We start from the raw sequence: 19,239 nt of genomic DNA on the forward strand, positions 1-19,239 counted from the left end.
CAAGGGGGTTCCCACAGGCACAAAGGCGCCGGGGGCGGACCGCCCGCGGAAAGCGAGTGCCTGGAGGGAAATGAACGTTCGAAATTTACAAATCAGCAATCCTTCTTAATGAAGGTTTGTGCCCTTTACCTTTTTTTAGTGTGTAAGAATCGAAATGGCACTATACACTAATAACAAAGCCATGATTACATTAAACTGACTTCTATACTTTGATAAAAACGTTTGAAAAACAGAACCGAACATACTCCAGCAGAACGTACTCATAAAACCAACGAAAGCCAGAAATAATGAAAAGAATAGTAAACTGAAATTTGAAGAGTGATAAGGTAGGATGAAGGTCGATATTGCCGTGATGCCATATAAGATTCCTTTTGGATTTATGAATTGTAAAAGCATGCCTGATATAAAACTGTTGTTCTTGTCATCATTATCGTCCTTCGCTTTATTTGAACTGGAAATGATTTTTATGGCCAAATACAGCATGTAAATTGCACCAAGGATCGTCATGATAAATTCAATCTTTGGTATGAAATTTTCAAGCATAACATTAAAATAACTGCACAATAACATGATTACAAAAAAACCGGCACCTACTCCAAAACAAAATTTAATCGTCTTTTTTAACCCGTAGTTGTTCGCAAATAACATGGCCATGATGTTATTTGGACCCGGAGTGAAACTTGTAACAAAAACAAATAGCAAAAAAGATAGTAATGGCATGGTTGACTCCCCTTTGTATGCTATAATGACCAAAAATGACACTATAACGATTTCCTTTTTATTGTACAATGCCGACGTTATATTGTAAATAAGGAGCATTTATATGGAAGAAATAAATTTTATTATTGCTAACAATTTAAAAGCCATCAGGGAAAGTAAGAAATTAAGTCTTGAAAAGGTTGCAGAATTGACTGGAGTAAGCAAAACGATGATCGGACAAATAGAAAGGGGAGGATCGAGCCCTACGATTACAACGATTTGGAAAATAGCCAATGGATTAAAGATTTCATTTTCTTCACTGATAAATAGTCCGCAGCCGGATACAAAAATTGTTTTAAAAAGTGAAATTCAATCATTATCTGAAGATAACGGCAAATATCGAGTTTATCCCCACTTTCCCTTTGAGGATGAGAAGCGCTTTGAAGTATATTCAGTCGAGATAGAAAAAGGTGGATTCCTAAGTTCCGATTCGCATAGGGAAGGAACAGAAGAGTACATAACTGTTTTTGAAGGAGAAGTGACTGTACGTGTAAATAACGAAGAATTTACAATAAGGAATGGTGATTCTATCAGGTTCAAGGCTGACAGACCGCATGCCTACCATAATTCAGGGGATACAATAACTCGATTAAGCATGATCTTATATTATCCAACTTAAAAAAGGGAGTAATGTAGTTCTGTTAATATATCTTAGCAAATCCCCTATGGATTGACTGTTGGTATGGTCTGCCTGTTGGGGATACTGCTTCAAGCCGAAGCCGATTTTCTGGTTTTCTTACAGAATTGGCTTTTTTTATTTAGTCTTCTTCAAGCCCAATTACTTGAAGTACAATATTTTACAATGTCTATAAACTATATTTAACCTTCCCCTACTAATATAGAAATGTACCTACTTATCCTCTGTAAGAAACCCTTGGAGGATTCGTCCATCCTGCAGCAAGGCGTCTCTTGATTCTCGCAATACGCCAATTTCCTATAACCCACATTGATGGAAGAAATTTGCGACACTCCTGCCGAATAACTGGCTAGCCGAGACCTCGGAGACGCTTGCTTTGATATGGATTGGCAAAAAGTCGGCGGAAAGGGAGTGGATTTCCGAAAGGGGGTATGTGTAATGATTTACACTCCAGGCACTCGCTTTCCGCGGGCGGTCCGGGAGCCTCCTCGGCGCTCGCCTGCGGGGTCTCCATTGGCCACGCTTTTCCCGCAGGAGTCTCGCACCTTACGTTCCAATCAACTGGAAACTTCTCTTTTTAGAAATATTTTAGGAAAACTGGATCTTCTTCTCCAATTCTTCTACAGTCTGGCGGTTCCGCCAATTTTCCGGCAAAAGGAGTTTTGAATTGCTCTCGCCCCGAACCATGAATTTAAAAGAAGACTAGAATATCCTTAATGTTTTTTTACTATAATCCTCATTGGATGGAAGAAATCTGCGACACTCCTGCCGAAATACTGGCTAGCCGAGACCCCGGAGACGCCTGAGTCGAGGAGGCTTGGCAGCCAGTCGGCGGAAAGGGAGCGGATTTCTGAAATCAACTGGAATGTTCCTTGAAAAAACTGTAAGCAAACTGGCCTTCTTAGAATTTGTCTACTATTAGAGGTTCGGAATAGTATCATCCCGAACCAGGATTTTATAAGTAAACTAGTATCCTTAATGTTTTTTTTCAGTACCCCTCATTGGATGGAAGAAATTTGCGACACTCGTGCGGAATAACTGGCTATCCGAGACCCCGGAGACGCTTGCTTTGATATGGATTGGCAGCCAGTCGGCGGAAAGGGAGCGGATTTCTGAAATCAGCTGGAATGTTCTTTGAAAAAACCGCAGGCAAACTCGCTTTTCTCCGAATTTATGTACAGTCTGAGAGAGAGCTAACTCTCTCTCTTTTTTATTTTTGGTTAATTTAGGTATAAAGACCAAGGGCGATACCGACTGAAACTGATGCTATTTTACTAGTGAATCATTTTTTTGATATATCATCTATCTGTTACTAGGTATTTTAGGGTGACTATAATGAAAATATTCTGTTAATATTCGGTGTGTTATTGTAAATTTGTTTTAAAATTGGATTATTTTGTTGTAATATAGGAGATACACGAATCTTTAGAGGAAAAAAGTAGGGTGGATTTGTGTATGGGTAAGTAAATTTGTCGGAATTCAGTTTTTGGAAAAGCGTGTCAATTATATGGATAAGTTAGCAGAATGTTATGCCAGTATAGAACTAATGGGGGGATTACGATAATGGGGAAAAAGAAAATCGTAAAAATTGCTTCAGCTACCATAATGGCTGCGACAACGATCGTAGCAGTAGCACCGGCACCATCGGATGCTGCCACTAGCCTGAATAGTAAAATCAAAACGGCCAAGGCCGCCATCAAAAAACCATTCGATACCTATTTCTACACTTCTAAACTCGCTTCAGTGTCCACTATTGAAAAACAAATCAAGTCTGCAAAACAAGCAAAAAAAGACATCAACTCTACCATTAAAAAATCAATGTTAAGCAAAAAAGAAAAAGATGCCAAATACAAAGAAATCGAAGCTTATGATAAGTACATCACTCGTTCGGAAGGTTATGTAAAAGGATATAAAGCGGCTGAGAAAGCAAAAGCTGCACATGGCAAATCGATTGGCAACCTTACGAATTCAATACTTGCCAAGAAATCCATTGATATCAGGAATCAATACGAAGCACTGGATAAAGCCGTGAAAAAGGCAGATAAGGATATTAAAGATACGGTTTACGGTGCGAAAATCGAAAAGCTCCTATACGATAAATTCACTAAAGCGACCAAAACAGCTTTGGACGGTGACCTGAAAGTTCCATACTACTATGAAAAAGCTGCTTACTGGGTGAAGAAAGGTGATTTGAAGACCGCGGATAAGCGCATGCAAACCGTTTCTTCGCAATTGAAGAAGGTCAGCAAAACATCCAAGCTCGGAAAAGGCATACACGCCTATGTTAAAGAAGTGAAAGGTAAGTATGATGAGGCGGTATATGCAGAAAAGAAAAAAGAAGTGGCAAAGCGGGTCAATGCCTATGTAGCTCTTGCCAATGGGGAACTTAAAACGAAAGAACAGATAAACGCGGCTAAAAAAGCGAAAGCGGCGATTCATTTAAATGGAATCAAGGAGTCGGACCGAAAGGAATTCCTTTCGAAAATGGCATTGGCGGATAAGAAAGTCGCTGCCGCTGAAGAAGCTTTGAAAAATCCTGCGAAAGCGATCACGCTTTCCTTGATGCATACGAATGACACGCATGCCCACTTGGATAATGTGGCCAAAAGGGTGACGGCTGTTAAGGAAGTGCGTAAGAATAAGCCGCAAGCTCTTTTAGTTGATGCAGGTGATGTATTCTCGGGAACTCTCTATTTTAATGAATTCAAAGGGCAAGCGGATCTTCGCTTCATGAATTTAATGAAATATGACGTCATGACATTCGGGAATCATGAGTTTGATTTGGGTTCCAGCGCCGAAGGTCATCAAGCTTTGGCTGACTTCATCAAAGGGGCAAAGTTCCCGTTTGTCAGTTCCAATGTGGACTTCTCCAAAGATGATAAGTTCAAGGGACTATTCTCGGACCTGATTTCAAGTAAGCCGGAGCAAGGGAAGATATACAATGGCATCATAAAACAAGTGGATGGCCAAAAGGTAGGGTTCTTCGGGCTTACAACTGAAGAGACGAAAGATATTTCAAGCCCAGGAAGTATAGAATTCGAAAATTATCTTGAAGAAGCCGAAAAGGCGGTCAAGGCCTTCAAAGGCATGGGGGTCAATAAGATCGTTGCCGTATCCCATATCGGTTACGATGACAATGCAGCCTATGACAATGATTTGACATTAGCTGCCAAGGTCAAGGGCATCGATGTGATCGTGGGCGGACATAGCCATACGCAGTTGGACGCCCCCGTTGTTGTCGACAAAGATGATAAAGGCAAAACGAAAGAGCCGACTGTCATCGTCCAAGGGTATCAATATAGCGACTATTTAGGAACGATTGATGTGGAATTCGATAAGCAAGGCAAGATTGTCGGACAAGCCGGTCAGCTGATTAAGCTTTCTGAAAAACAGGATGATGCCGAAGCGGCAAAAGTGCTCGAAACCTATTCCTCTAAGATTAAGGAACTGAAGGAAACGAAGACAGGTGCAACAGCTGTGAAGGCCTTGGAAACACCGCGTGATGCAGGGGATGCAACCAAGCCGAGCGTCCGCAAAAATGAAACGGAACTGGGTAATTTAATTACGGATGGAATGCTTAGTAAAGCGAAGGAATTTAATAAGGATACGGCAATCGCATTCCAAAATGGCGGGGGAATCCGCGCTGGCATCGATCAAGGTGAAATCACTTTAGGGGAAATCCTCACCGTTTTGCCGTTTGGGAATACGTTAGCGACGATGAAGCTTACGGGTGCAGAAATCAATGAAGCATTAGAGCATAGTGTAAGCCTTGCCCCTAAGGAAAATGGCGGATTCCTGCATGTTTCCGGAATGAAATTCACCTACGACAGCTCGAAGGAAGCAGGCAATCGTGTGACAAAGGCAGAAGTCCTTGGACAAGATGGAACATATTCCGAATTGGATCCAGCGAAGGAATATGTCGTGGCGACCAATGCTTTTACAGCCAAGGGCGGAGATGGATTCACCGTTTTCAAGAAGGCTTATGAAGAAGGAAGAGTGACGGATATCGGACTCGCTGATTGGGAGAATTTACGTGATTATGTAAGCGGGCTGAAAACTGTCGATCCAAGCATCGAAGGACGCATCAAGGATGTGGCGGGAAGCCATACAGATCCGACCGTGGTATTGGCTAAAGACTTTGGCGGAACGGCTGATGCTCCAAAAACATATGAAGGCAATGTAGTTGTGGATATCGCGGATATTGCTTCATTGGAACATGCAGTGGTTAAAGGGAATCTTACATTAACGGGAACTCCTGCGGATGATTTTACTTTTTCAGAGGTTACAGTAGAGGGTGATTTGGATTTATCGGGACTTAACGGTAAGACCGTAAGCCTGAGCGGTGTCACGGTGAATGGCGAAACCATTCTTTAAGCGCGGTTTTCAAATGATTGCTGAGCCTATGGAAAAAAGTTGGAGGGGTTGAGATCTTGAAGAAGAACGGGATAAGCAAGCTTTTCTTTGCCATACTGATCGTACTGTCAACGGTTCTGCCAAATGCAGCCGCAGCAAATGCCGAAGGGACAATATCGGTCGTGGAAGCGATTAATAATAACAGCGGAACGGCGACGGTGAAGGGATATATCGTCGGTACAGCTAAAAGCGGTACAAGCTATCAACAAACATCGCCTTTTACTGAAAGTACGAACATAGGCATTGCCGATAGTCCGGATGAAACGGATGTTAAGAAAATCATGCCTGTTCAGCTTCCAGCGGGAAGTATCCGAGCGGCTTTGAATTTGGTCGAACATCCGGAATTACTTAAAGCGCAGGTGACGATTACGGGGAAGCTGGAAAAGTACTTTTCAGTACCCGGCCTGAAATCCGCAACGGATTTCACGATCATCACTGATGGGGGAACAACACCTGAACAGCCTGATGTGAAGGTTCTGGATTCCATTGCCGAGGCGCGCACGAATACGGAAGATGTCGTGCAGGTCGATGGGGTGGTCACGACGGGACTTGGTTATTGGGGAGGAAAAGGTTTTTATATCCAAGATGAAACGGCAGGGCTATATGTTTATGGTTCTTCGTGGCCTGCGGAAGTAAAGCAAGGGGATAAGGTTAGATTAATCGGACAAGTATCCGCTTATAATAAGGAATTACAAATCCAACCAACTTCCCTTGAAGTCGTATCTTCTGATAATGAACTTCCTGAAATCCAAACGATTGATGCCTCAGGGGTCAATGAGGATACACAAGGTGAGCTGGTCACCATCGATAAGGCGACCATTACAGAATTGGCCCCATCGGGCACATACGGAACATTCGAATTCAAAGCGGAAGATATTGAAGGGAAATCCGTCATCGTTCGCCATGATAACCGGACCGGTTCGAGCTATGAAGATTTCGTGAAAAGCTTTAAAGCAGGGGATGTCATTTCCGTAACCGGAATCGGATCGAGGTTCAATGACACGTACCAGTTGAAGCCGCGTGGTATTGAAGATTATGAACTGGTGAACAAACCGGCCGTTTACACGGATATTTTCCCTGGTACGGTTAGTGAAAATACAAAGGTATCACTTGAATCTGGTTGGGAAGAAGCGAAAATCCATTATACGCTGGATGGATCCGCACCAACGTCTTCAAGTGCTGTGTACACAGAACCTATCATTTTAACGAAAGATACGGTCATCAAGGCAATCGCTGTCAACGACAAGACATCGGAAGTTTTCACATTTGCCTATACCGTTAACAAAACCACTGAAGTGAAGATTCGTGACATTCAGGGGATGAATCATTTTTCATCTTATGAAACTCAACTCGTCTCAGGTGTGGAAGGTGTCGTCACTTATGTAAAAGATGCGAATAACTTTTACATGCAAGATCCCAACCCGGATAAGGACTTAACGACTTCCGAGGGAATACTTGTGTATAACAAAGCGCATGGCCTAAAAGCGGGCGATCATGTCAAAGTGGCAGGTAAAGTTTCCGAATGGTATATCGAAGGATACGCTGAAATGAAAACGACGGATCTGCCAACAACTGAATTGACCAATACGACGATTGAAAGGCTTGGCACTGCATCGATGCCAGAACCGGTCGTCATCGGAAAGGATGTCATTCCGCCGTCTGAGAACATCGATGATGATAGATTGACAGATTTTAATCCGGGTGAAGACGGCATTGATTTCTACGAGAGTCTGGAAGGAATGCTTGTAGAAGTATATAACCCGAAAGTGGTTGCTCCCCAAGACTATGGTGAATTGGTCGTGATCCCAGGGAATATGGAAACGACGACTGCAGTTGGAGGCGTCAAAATAACGGAAATGGATTTCAACCCTGAAAGAATTACCCTGGATATAAATGATGAATCATTTGCAGCCAAAACGGGTGATTTCTTTGAAAGCCCGGTTACCGGTGTAATCAGCTATGGATATAGCAACTATAGGGTAGTGACGGATAAAGCCCAGCTGCCTGAGTTAAAGGATGGCGGTGCGGTCAGGGAGGTGACATCTTTAGAGAAGGATGCTGATGAGCTATCGATCGCTTCCTATAATATAGAGAATTTCTCCACTCAAACCGCTAATTCGAAAGTTGAAACGATCGCAACATCCATCATTGCCAATCTGAAACAACCCGATATCATCGGGGTAACGGAAATGCAGGATAACGATGGGGCAACAGACAGCGGGACAACGGATTCTGCCCAAAGTGCCAAGAAGTTAACCGACAAAATAAAAGAGCTGGGCGGACCGCAATATCAATACATCGATATCGCTCCGGAAGATAAACTTGATGGCGGTGCACCTGGCGGGAATATCCGTGTAGGCTTTTTATATAATGTCGACCGTGTCAAATTGACTGAAGGAACGAAAGGGACGGCAACACAGTCCGTGGCTTTCAAAGATGGGAAACTCACCTTGAACCCTGGACGAATCGAGCCTGCCGATCCCGCCTTCAAATCAAGCAGAAAGCCTTTAGCGGCTCAATTCGAATTTAAAGGCGAAAGCGTAGTGGTGGTGGCCAATCATTTCAATTCCAAGGGCGGTGACCAGCCGTTGTTCGGCAAAAACCAGCCACCTGTCCTTTCAAGTGAAACGCAAAGGCTTCAAATTGCCTCGATCGTCAATCGGTTTGTCAGTGATATCAAGTCACAGGATGCCGAAGCGAATATCGTCCTGCTTGGAGACTTTAATGATTTTGAATTTTCGGCTCCGCTTAAAACATTGAAGGGCAAGGATTTAACCAATATGATTGAGAAAGTCCCTTTTGAAAAACGTTATTCTTACACATACCAAGGCAACTCACAAGTACTGGACCATATCCTGGTATCGAATAATATGGCCGCGGCCACAAAAGTCGATATTGTCCATATTAATTCATCCTTCATGGAAGTTCACGGACGGGCTAGTGATCATGACCCAGTACTGATTTCAACCATTTTATCTGAATCAGGCGGAGTTGAAACTCCCGCTCCAGAAAAAACATATAATCTGACAAAGATTATAACAAAAAAACTTACGATTGCTTCACCTAGTGCTTTGATCGATATTGACGAAACATCCAGCATCGAAGAAGGTATCTGGTTAAAAGGTTCATATACTGTACTCAAAGGCCTTGGGCTGAAGAATGCTGCTGTGACGATTAAACCGGATAAGGATGGTGCAATCATTGATTTTGGCGGCATGGCGGTGAAGGAAGTCATCATTGATAATGCCCATGTAAAAGAAATCAGAGGCGCTGAAAATGTTCAGAAATGGTCGGTAACAGAAGGTGTCGACACATCGAATATCAAATTTGTCGATTCGAAAGGGGAAGCAATTGCTTCCCCTTTCGCCCCTAAAGAAAATCATGCGCCCGTCTTAACGAAAACACTGGAAAATCTCGAAGTGAAAGCCGGTTCAAAGGTCGCCATCGATTTAAGTGAGCACTTCTCAGATCCTGATGGGGATAAGCTGACCTTTTCATCCACTATCGGTACAGTCACCGGCCAGACATTAATGCTTCCTGCAGATGAAGCTGGAACATACCTTGTCGCAGTCAAGGCCGAGGACCAGCTATCGGAAACGGTTGCCCGTTTCACGTTGACCGTATCGAATGATAAGCCGCTTGAAGCTTATTACGAAACGGCGGCAGGAAAAACGGGAACGGAATTGAAAGCGGTTCTGCACTCGATAATTAAGGGCCATACGATGTTATCTTATGATCAAGTGTGGAATGCCCTTAAAGAAACGGATGAAGATCCGGTGAACAAACAGAATGTCATCTTGCTTTACTCTGGAAAATCGATCTCGGAGAACGCGAATGGGGGCAATGCCGGACAATGGAACCGCGAACATGTTTGGGCAAAGTCCCACGGTGATTTTGGGACAAGCAAAGGTCCCGGGACAGACCTTCATCACCTCCGTCCCGCTGATGTGACAGTCAATGGAAAACGGGGCCACCTTGATTTCGACGAGGGGGGTCAAACATATAGTGGATGTGAATGTAAGTTTGATTCAGATTCATGGGAGCCGCCAGACCATGTTAAAGGCGATATAGCACGGATGCTATTTTACATGGCCGTCCGATATGAAGGAAACGGCGAGTTGGATCTTGAATTATCAGATACGGTCAATACGTATCCGAAGCCGCTTCATGGAAAGCTATCGACACTCTTGAAATGGAATGAGCTCGATCCAGTCGACGATTTCGAGAGCCATCGCAACGATGTCATTCAGGACTGGCAAAATAACCGCAATCCATTCATCGATCATCCTGAATGGGCATCCGAAATTTGGGGTGCCGCTGGATCCAGAGATGAAAAAAAGGCGAGTTAAATCGGAGATCGAAGGGAAAAGCAGCCTGATGGCTGCTTTCAGACTGTAGACAAACTCGATGAAATCGAGTTTGTCTATTTTTATGGCTTGTACAATTTGAACGTTGATTTCCACTCCAGGCACTCGCTTTCCGCGGGCGGTCCGGGAAGCCTCCTCGGCGCCTTTGCGCCTGCGGGGTCTCCCCTGGACACGTTTTCCCGCAGGAGTCACGAACACCCGCTACGGTCAGCTTAGTTATAAAATTAGATGCAAACCGTACTGATCGGTTGAAGGAATTGCTTTGGGTCAGCTGGTTTAGGAACATCCTTATTAAAAGTGGCCGCCAGGCTGCTTTTTTTTGTTTTCTTCAAATTTAAAGGATAAAGGTTAATTATCTTAAAATACTGAAAAATCAAATATTATTTCTGAGTTAAATAATAAAAAAATATTGGTAGGTATGTTATGTAATATATGTTAATATGGGATATGCAATGAAAGGGTTTTCATTGCAGAAATGATAAAAATATTTTAATATAGTAATAATGCCGCTTTTTGATCTTCATTCACTTTAAAAGACGGTTAAAAAATTTATTGCCAGAAATGGGGCATTACACGATGAAATACAGATCTGCATTCGATATAATCGGTCCCGTCATGATTGGACCTTCAAGTTCACATACAGCAGGAGCTGCCAGAATTGGCAGAGTAGCACGGACATTATTTGGAAAGCAACCGAAGAAAGCGATTATTTCTTTATATGGTTCTTTTGCAAAAACATACAGGGGACACGGTACGGATGTTGCTGTCGTAGGCGGGATCTTGGATTTTGATACGGATGATGAACGAATCCCTGCCTCTTTAACGATAGCGGAAGAAGCCGGTATGGACGTTTCCTTTACAATCGAGGATACTGTGATGGATCATCCTAATACAGTCAAAATCAGATTGTTCGACGAGGATAAGGAATTGGAACTTGTCGGGATCTCGATTGGCGGCGGAACGATAGAAATAACGGAACTGAATACATTCAAGCTCAAATTGTCAGGGGAAAACCCAGCCATTTTAGTCGTGCATAACGATGTGTTTGGAATCATATCATCCGTTTCGACCGTATTGGCGAATCATGAAATTAACATTGGTCATATGGAAGTCTCACGAAAAGAAAAAGGCCAAATGGCCCTCATGGTGATTGAAGTCGATCAGAAAATCCAGAGCGATGTCATGATGGAAATTGAAGGATTGGAAAACGTGTCGCAAGTCATAAGGATGGTTGAATAATCATCATTAAAAGTGCTGGCATAGATATGGAGGTAAAAACATGTTCCGAAATGTAGCAGAGTTGGTTGAACTTGCTGAAAGTAAAAATGTGAAAATCGCGGAAATCATGATTTTACAAGAAATGGAGTTCTCAGGCCTGTCGAGAGAACAGATCATCGAAAAGATGGACAGGAATTTGACAGTGATGGAACAAGCGGTGGAAAGAGGCCTGAAAGGTGTGCAATCCGTGACTGGCCTAACGGGCGGAGATGCCGTTCTTTTGCAAAATTATATCAAGTCGGGCAAGGCACTGGCAGGTAATTTATTATTGGATGCCGTCAGTAAAGCTGTTGCCACGAATGAAGTGAATGCAGCAATGGGGATGATTTGTGCCACTCCGACTGCAGGTTCTGCGGGTGTTGTGCCCGGTACATTATTTGCCGTGAAAGAAAAATTGAACCCGACCCGGGCAGAGATGATTGAATTTCTTTTCACTTCCGCTGCCTTCGGATTCGTGGTTGCAAACAATGCTTCCATTTCTGGAGCGGCTGGTGGCTGCCAAGCAGAAGTGGGCTCGGCAAGCGGAATGGCCGCAGCTGCGATAGTGGAACTGGCCGGCGGTACACCAAGCCAAGCGGCAGAAGCGATGGCGATTACTTTGAAGAATATGCTTGGATTGGTTTGCGACCCAGTGGCTGGATTGGTTGAAGTTCCATGCGTGAAACGTAACGCAATGGGTGCATCCAACGCAATAACGGCAGCTGATATGGCACTTGCGGGCATTACGAGCCGCATTCCATGTGACGAAGTGATCGATGCCATGTATAAAATAGGATTGACCATGCCGGTTGCACTTCGTGAAACGGCAGAAGGCGGCCTGGCTGCGACTCCTACTGGGCGAAAATTAGCAAAGGAAATTTTCGGTTCATATAAATAAACATCCAATCCCATTAACAAGAGGTTTGTTAATGGGATTTTTAATTTGTCTTAAAAATAAATGAGGCTATTTTTGTGAATGAAAAAAGGAAATTAGAGGAAGACCGAGGGATTTGGCGTTTTTGGACACGGAGATGGAAACAGTCGTTAAAAAATCTGAATTATCAGTGAATATGGAGCCGTAGCAACTTTGTGAGTTATCCCTTTCAATGATAAGATGAGTACGAAATTCACTATGGGAAGGATTGATTCTTCATTAATTTTCTCGAACTAACGTACACGTCGGCAATGGAAAAAGCGATGTTTCAGGCTCATGGAATCGGCTATGCACTATATGCTCAAAAACTGGAGCAACGCATGATGGTTGAACAAGAACGGGAACAGGATTATTTACAGGGCAGGCGTATATCAGAGGAGATGAGAGCCAATCTTTTTTTGGGGAGCTAATTTCGATCTGCGATATCGATAACATAAACGGAGAAACCTGGAAAAAGGGCAATCGAAAAGATTGCTCTTTTTGTCCGGACATAAAGGATATTTTTCCATTAAAAAGAAGGAAACAACACTTTTAAATAGAATGTACGTTCATGAAGAGGAGGATGGTCTTGTTGGAGAGAAGAGCATTGCTTGTATCAGCATTACCGGGTTATGATGAGGAAATTGGGCGGTGGCTATGGTGTTTAGAAGATGTTCGCCGTACGCTTATATCGGAATTGACTGGAATCAGCCAAAATATACTCGATTCGAAAATCGATGAAAGGCAAACGATTGGCTCGATGTTATATCACATCGCGCTGATAGAGGCAGATTGGTTATACGAAGAGGTCCTTGTTACGGAATGGGATTCGGAAATATCCGCGTTGTTTCCAGTAGGGTGCCGTGCTGAAGATGGCTCCCTAAATCATATTGAAGGACAAACATTGGACGAACATTTCTACCGACTCAATAAGGTGCGTGAGGTATTTCTTTCAAACTTCCGCACGATGAACCTGACGGATTGGCGTAAACCGAGGGTACTTGATCAATATGACGTCACACCTGAATGGGTCGTTTACCATTTGATTGAACATGAATCACATCATCGAGGTCAGATTTTCCAATTGCTGAAGAAATTACGAAATGAATGTGAAATTTAAGAAATGTGATGTTTTAATCCCTGCTATCAACATGGTCCCACCCCGAACCATGATTTTAAAACAGGACTAGATTATCCTTAGTGTTTTTAACCGTTATCCACAGGAATGTTTAATAAATAAAGAACCCGAAGATAAACTTGCTTTCTTTCAGTCTGGAGCTGCCTTTATGGCAGAAAAATTAGCCATAAAAAACACCCCGTAAATGTTAGTTTGGTGTCTAACATTTACGGGGCAGTTCAACTCGCTTATCTCGAGTTCGTCTACAGTTTATATGCCTGGACTGACTTTATATCATTTAATCTATTTGGTGATCATGACCGAATTTCGACTTTAAGACGCTGCTTGCATACCCGATGAATCCTCCAACAATGGCAGGGACGATCCACCCAAGCCCAGCTTCATACATAGGAAGTATTGCAGTGAAGAAATCATTGATGAAAGTAATGTGTACACCTGCTCCATTTAATCCATCAAATAGACTGACGATGAATGTTAAAAGTAAGCTGCCTTGATAAACTTCAGGTCTTCCCTTAAATAAGGAATGAAGAAATGTTAGGAAGATCAAAACAATGGCTAATGGATAAATGGCTGTCATAACCGGTACTGAAATGGCAATTAACTCAGTTAGTCCAATATTGGCAATGATTGCACTGAAAATGGATAAACTTATGGCAATCGTTTTATAAGGCAGACTTGGAAATAGTTTATGGAAGTACGTCGAGCAAGAGGTAATGAGTCCTACGCTCGTCGTAATACAAGCTACTGTGATCATTAATCCCAATAATAGCCCGCCATATGATCCAAAGTAGTAATCCGAGACTTTCGCCAAGATAATGCCTCCATTATCCAAGCGTCCAAGTTCCCCAACGCTTGAAGCACCCATATAAGAGAGAGCTGTATAAATGGTAGCAAGGATAACCGCCGCAATGGCAGTCGCTTTTCCACAAACGATCATGATTTGTTTTTTTGTTTTGGCACCTTTTTCTTTGATGGCATTAATGATGATGATGCCAAAAACAAAAGATGCAAGAGTATCCATGGTTAAATATCCTTCTCTGAACCCGTTGAAAAATGGTTGAACCATATAGTGCTCGGCAGGTGCTTCAAAATCTCCAATTGGATTAACGAAAGCGACTACCACCAGGATTCCAATGAACGTCAACTTGATGGGTGTCAAAACTTTCCCCACAATTTCGACAATTTTCGCGGGATTGAGCGAAAGAAGGCATGAAACTGTAAAAAAGATGATGGTGAAAATAAGTAAAGGCAATGGACCTGGATTTTCAGGCAAAAAAGGTTTTACACCGATCTCAAAAGAAACGTTTCCTGTTCTAGGCATGGCGAATAATGGACCAATAGCTAAATAAAGAATGGTTGTGAATACAATACCAAAGACTGGATGGACACGGCTTGCTAATGATTGTAAGTCATCTTTACCAGAAAAACCGAGTGCCAGCACACCAAGTAACGGTAATCCTACTCCTGTGACCAAAAACCCTGCATTAGCCGACCAGATATTCGTACCTGCCGATTGACCAAGCATTGGCGGGAAAATTAAATTCCCTGCACCGAAGAAAAGGGCAAATAACATGAACCCAATCACTACTATAAATGAAGATGGAACCTTATTAGACAAAATAAACCCTCCGAGTAAACCAAAATTTGCTATTTTAGAAAATTATTAAATTTTCTAAAAATTATATAAACAGTAATACTAAGACCGTACAGTATTATAACTAAATTAAATTGATATTTCAATATATTTTTTGTTTTTTATTATTTACCTTGATGATCAGTGATCCGCCCTTATCTTATTTTGAACATCTAAAGGCTGCTCATACTCATGAAATTTGAAATATAAAGGAAATGAGGATACGGAAAAACCTGCTTTGCGTCGCGAAGCAGTTTGAGCCCACGATAAAGAGTGACGGTTTAGACGGTTGAATTATAATGGAATTTAGAGTGGAAAAAATAAGGAGGTGTTTTAGAATGGTTGAAAAAATACTGGGATTGTTCTTTGAAAAACGGAAACAAAACAAAAAGGATGTTTTATCACTAATTTTAATATTCGCGCTTTCCATGGTTAATATAGTAGGGTATTTCACGGATATGGACTTATTTTGGTTATCTGGCATTGTTTCAATTGCAATCATTGCTCTTGCGGCATCGATATATTTTGAAGGAAAAAGAAGCAGGGAAAATGATAGATAATACTTCGGTTTTTGTTTGAGGGGACGGTAGGCTAATTGTAGTTGTTTAGGGAAAAATCGCGTCGAGGAGGCTTGGCAGGCAGTCGGCGGAAAGGGAGTGTATTTCCGGAATCACCTGAAATGTAATATAAGAAAAAACCGTATGCTGGCTCATTAGAACCAAGTTTAAGACTAGATATTCCTTCATGGTTTTTTACAGTAATCCTTAATGGATGGAGGAAATTTGCGACACTCCTGCCGAAATACTGGCTAGTCGAGACCCCACAGACGTTTGCGTCGAGGAGGATTGGCAGGCAGTCGGCGGAAAGGAAGCGTATTTCCGGAATCACCTGAAATGTAATTTAAGAAAAAACCGTATGCTGGCTCATTAGAACCAAGTTTAAGACTAGATGCTCCTTCATGTTTTTTTACAGTAACCCTTGATGGATGGAGGAAATTTGCGACACTCCTGCCGAAATACTGGCTAGTCGGGACCCCACAGGCGCTTGCGTCGAGGAGGCTTGGCAGACAGTCCGCGGAAAGGGAGCGTATTTCCGGCATCACCTGAAATGTAATTTAAGAAAAAACCGTATGCTGGCTCATTAGAACCAAGTTTAAGGCTAGATGCTCCTTCATGTTTTTTTACAGTAATCCTTAATGGATGGAGGAAATTTGCGACACTCCTGCCGAAATACTGGCTAGTCGAGACCCCACAGGCGTTTGCGTCGAGGAGGCTTGGCAGACAGTCCGCGGAAAGGGAGCGTATTTCCGGCATCACCTGAAATGTAATTTAAGAAAAAACCGTATGCTGGCTCATTAGAACCAAGTTTAAGACCAGATGCTCCTTCATGGTTTTTTACAGTAATCCTTAATGGATGGAGGAAATTTGCGACACTCCTGCCGAAATACTGGCTAGTCGAGACCCCACAGACGCTTGCGTCGAGGAGGCTTGGCAGACAGTCGGCGGAAAGGGAGCGTATTTCCGGAATCACTGAACGTTTTTTTAGACAAATCGACTTGAAAAATAGTTTGACTTTTTTAACAATTGTGTTTATATTTGGTTTAATACTAACTACCGTTAGTTAATATAGTGCAAAAAAGTAGGTGTTATACATAAAAAGTAATTCAATGAATCATGATTTGTAAGCGATTACACATCGTATTTGTAAATCATATCAGAAGACTTTTAAAACCAGGAGATGATAATTATGAAATATCCACTTACACCAGATGTAAAGCCAGAGTTTTGTACAACAGGGACTTTTATGCGTTTACCTTCTCAAAAGCATGATGCAAAGCTGGCAATTGTAGGTATGCCTTTTGATACAGCAGCGTCTTTTCGGGTAGGAGCCAGGTTTGCTCCCCAAGCCATTCGCCAATCATCCATGACCCTGTTTCCCTATCATCCGATTCATGATGTATATCCTTTTGAACAAATGAACGCCATTGATATTGGCGATATCCCTGTTATTCCCCATAATATTCATCGAAGCTATGAGCTAATGAAGGAATCCATTCATGAATTGATGTCCAAAGGGGTCATACCGATTGGATTAGGGGGAGACCATTCTGTTACTTTAGCTAGTTTACGAGCTGCGGCAAAGGTATATGGACCAGTAGCCATGATTCATTTTGATTCCCATACAGATACCTGGGATACATATTATGAGGAAAAATATTGGCACGGATCTCCTTTCATTCGTGCCCACGAAGAAGGTTTACTGCAGGAAGATAAAGTGTTTCAAATAGGAATCCGCGGCACGCTAAACCACTCTGGAGATTTACAGGCAAGCCTCGATTTAGGTTATCGCCTGATTACAACTGGTGAACTTTCCAATCGTGGATTTGAAGATGTTTTGAAAGAGATTAGAAAAACGATTGGTAACACCCCTTGTTTCTTGACATTTGATATAGATTTCGTTGATCCTTCTTTTGCCCCAGGAACAGGTACACCTGAAATTGGTGGTTTTAGCAGCTATGATACATTAAAAATGATACGTTCCCTAACTGGATTTAACTTTATAGGATATGACGTTGTTGAAGTGCTGCCTTCATATGATCCAAGTCAAATCACTTCACTTTTAGCGGCAACACTTGTACATGAATTTGCCAGCCTGGCAGCATTAGGTGCGAAAGAAGATAATTAAATCACTTCAACTTAAAAACAGCCCATTTATTTAATAAAGGAGGCAGCTCTTTGCGATGAAAGGATTACCCGAGCTTAAGCGTTCACTGAATACAAGATATGTAATTGTATTTGGACTTTCCTTTATGGCGCCTGTGACAGTCTTTAGCACATATGGCATCGCTATTGATCGTACCCATGGAATGATTCCGACAGCATACATAATCGCGTTAATTGTCATGCTATTCACTTCATATAGTTACGCAAAAATGGTTCAGGTATATCCCACTACCGGGTCAGCTTATACCTTTGTGCAGAAAGGGATTAATTCACACCTTGGTTTCCTGGTAGGATGGGTGATTTTATTGGATTATCTTTTCAGTCCTATGATCAGCGCTTTACTTTTTGGGATTATGGTGAATGCTTATTTCCCTGGTATTCCTATCGTTGCCGTTATCATTTCTTTTATCATTGCTGTGACAACGATTAATATTTTTGGAATTAAGGTCGCTGCAAATGTGAATACCTTTTTGGTGATATTTCAATTTCTTTTTATTATGATCTTCAGTCTGCTTTGCATAAATGGACTTTTAGCAGGAAAAGGCACAGGGGAGTTGTTTTCTAAAGATCCTTTTTTTAGTTCAGACGTGAATATTAATAATCTGCTTTCGATTGTACCTTTATTATGTTTTAGTTTTCTTGGGTTTGATGCGGTTACTACACTTGCAGAAGAGACCAAAAATCCGAAAAAAACACTTCCTAAAGCTATTTATGCTACGACATTGATCGGAGGGTCATTATTTGTTGCAGCTACCTATTTTGCACAATCGATTTTCCCGAATTTCAATGCTTTTAAGAACCCTGATACAGCTATAGTCGATATCATGATTTATACCGGGGGTAATTTTCTGAATAGTTTGTTTGTTTCTGTCGTAGTGACATCCGCTACTGCCTCTGCGATAGCTTCAGGAGGCAGCGGAGCCCGGATTTTGTATGCAATGGGGAGAGATAATGTTCTGCCTAAGCGGATTTTCGGATATGTTTCCCCAAAATATCAAACGCCCATATTCAATATCTTGATCATTGCTTGTGTTGCAATGAGCGCCGTATTTTTGGATATCGCAACGGCTACCTCTTTCATTAATTTTGGGGCGCTGTTTGCTTTTACTTTCGTTAATCTTGCAGTGCTTATCCATTATTTTGTGAGACAGAAGCAGAGATCTCCTAAGAGTATCATTTTATATTTCCTTCTTCCCTTAATAGGCACCGGCATAACTATATTGTTTATGACAAAGTTGGATATCCATTCATTAGTATTAGGAATCACATGGATGACAGTAGGGTTCATTTACTTATTGTACTTAACAAAAATGTTTAAGGAACGTCCTCCTGAACTGAATTTTGCAGAGCAAAAAGAAGAATTCGATGTGAAACTCGTGCAATGATCAGTTACTGTTTT

The 19,239-nt window shown here is 42.1% G+C and carries 12 protein-coding genes; 10 read left to right on the forward strand and 2 right to left on the reverse strand.

Going from position 1 to position 19,239, the window contains the following annotated elements; translation table 11 throughout:
* Window positions 1-135: 135 nt before the first annotated feature.
* On the reverse strand, window positions 136-720 hold the full coding sequence (locus tag AC2YHV_RS16240; RefSeq protein WP_487373609.1) for a LysE family transporter: 585 nt from the start codon (window positions 718-720) through the stop codon (window positions 136-138).
* A gap of 103 nt (window positions 721-823) precedes the next feature.
* Here AC2YHV_RS16240 and AC2YHV_RS16245 point away from each other — a divergent pair, with 103 nt between their 5' ends.
* From AC2YHV_RS16245 to AC2YHV_RS16275, 7 genes are all read left to right on the forward strand, one after another.
* Window positions 824-1,378, forward strand: a complete 555-nt coding sequence (locus AC2YHV_RS16245; protein ID WP_063596024.1) for a helix-turn-helix domain-containing protein — start codon at window positions 824-826, stop codon at window positions 1,376-1,378.
* Window positions 1,379-2,959: 1,581 nt separating this feature from the next.
* Entirely contained in the window at window positions 2,960-5,770 is a 2,811-nt protein-coding gene (locus AC2YHV_RS16250) for a bifunctional metallophosphatase/5'-nucleotidase (RefSeq protein WP_487373610.1), read from the forward strand.
* Window positions 5,771-5,826: 56 nt separating this feature from the next.
* Complete coding sequence (locus AC2YHV_RS16255; protein WP_487373611.1) at window positions 5,827-10,158, forward strand: endonuclease; 4,332 nt, start codon at window positions 5,827-5,829, stop codon at window positions 10,156-10,158.
* A 594-nt stretch (window positions 10,159-10,752) separates the two neighbouring features.
* Entirely contained in the window at window positions 10,753-11,415 is a 663-nt protein-coding gene (sdaAB, locus tag AC2YHV_RS16260; protein ID WP_034310833.1) for an L-serine ammonia-lyase, iron-sulfur-dependent subunit beta, read from the forward strand.
* A gap of 40 nt (window positions 11,416-11,455) precedes the next feature.
* Window positions 11,456-12,331: an L-serine ammonia-lyase, iron-sulfur-dependent, subunit alpha gene (gene sdaAA / locus AC2YHV_RS16265; RefSeq protein WP_053536547.1), complete on the forward strand. Its 876-nt coding sequence runs from the start codon at window positions 11,456-11,458 to the stop codon at window positions 12,329-12,331.
* Between the two features lie 299 nt (window positions 12,332-12,630).
* On the forward strand, window positions 12,631-12,777 hold the full coding sequence (locus AC2YHV_RS16270; protein ID WP_197281894.1) for a YuzK family famiily protein: 147 nt from the start codon (window positions 12,631-12,633) through the stop codon (window positions 12,775-12,777).
* A 158-nt stretch (window positions 12,778-12,935) separates the two neighbouring features.
* Window positions 12,936-13,466, forward strand: coding sequence for a DinB family protein (locus AC2YHV_RS16275; RefSeq protein ID WP_487373612.1), 531 nt, complete (start codon window positions 12,936-12,938; stop codon window positions 13,464-13,466).
* Window positions 13,467-13,761: 295 nt separating this feature from the next.
* On the opposite strand, the gene brnQ is transcribed toward AC2YHV_RS16275, so the two are convergent.
* Window positions 13,762-15,102: a branched-chain amino acid transport system II carrier protein gene (gene brnQ / locus AC2YHV_RS16280; RefSeq protein ID WP_057279088.1), complete on the reverse strand. Its 1,341-nt coding sequence runs from the start codon at window positions 15,100-15,102 to the stop codon at window positions 13,762-13,764.
* A 353-nt stretch (window positions 15,103-15,455) separates the two neighbouring features.
* Here brnQ and AC2YHV_RS16285 point away from each other — a divergent pair, with 353 nt between their 5' ends.
* The 3 genes from AC2YHV_RS16285 (at window position 15,456) to AC2YHV_RS16295 (ending at window position 19,225) form a co-directional block, all read left to right on the forward strand.
* On the forward strand, window positions 15,456-15,677 hold the full coding sequence (locus AC2YHV_RS16285; protein ID WP_487373613.1) for a hypothetical protein: 222 nt from the start codon (window positions 15,456-15,458) through the stop codon (window positions 15,675-15,677).
* A 1,186-nt stretch (window positions 15,678-16,863) separates the two neighbouring features.
* Window positions 16,864-17,802 carry an agmatinase gene (gene speB, locus AC2YHV_RS16290; protein WP_063574934.1) on the forward strand — a complete coding sequence of 313 codons (939 nt, stop codon included), beginning with the start codon at window positions 16,864-16,866 and terminating at the stop codon, window positions 17,800-17,802.
* Between the two features lie 55 nt (window positions 17,803-17,857).
* A complete protein-coding gene (locus AC2YHV_RS16295) occupies window positions 17,858-19,225 on the forward strand; it encodes an APC family permease (RefSeq protein WP_487373614.1) in 1,368 nt (455 codons plus the stop codon).
* Window positions 19,226-19,239 lie beyond the last annotated feature (14 nt).

It is taken from the genome of Peribacillus sp. SRI_006 (assembly GCF_057586375.1).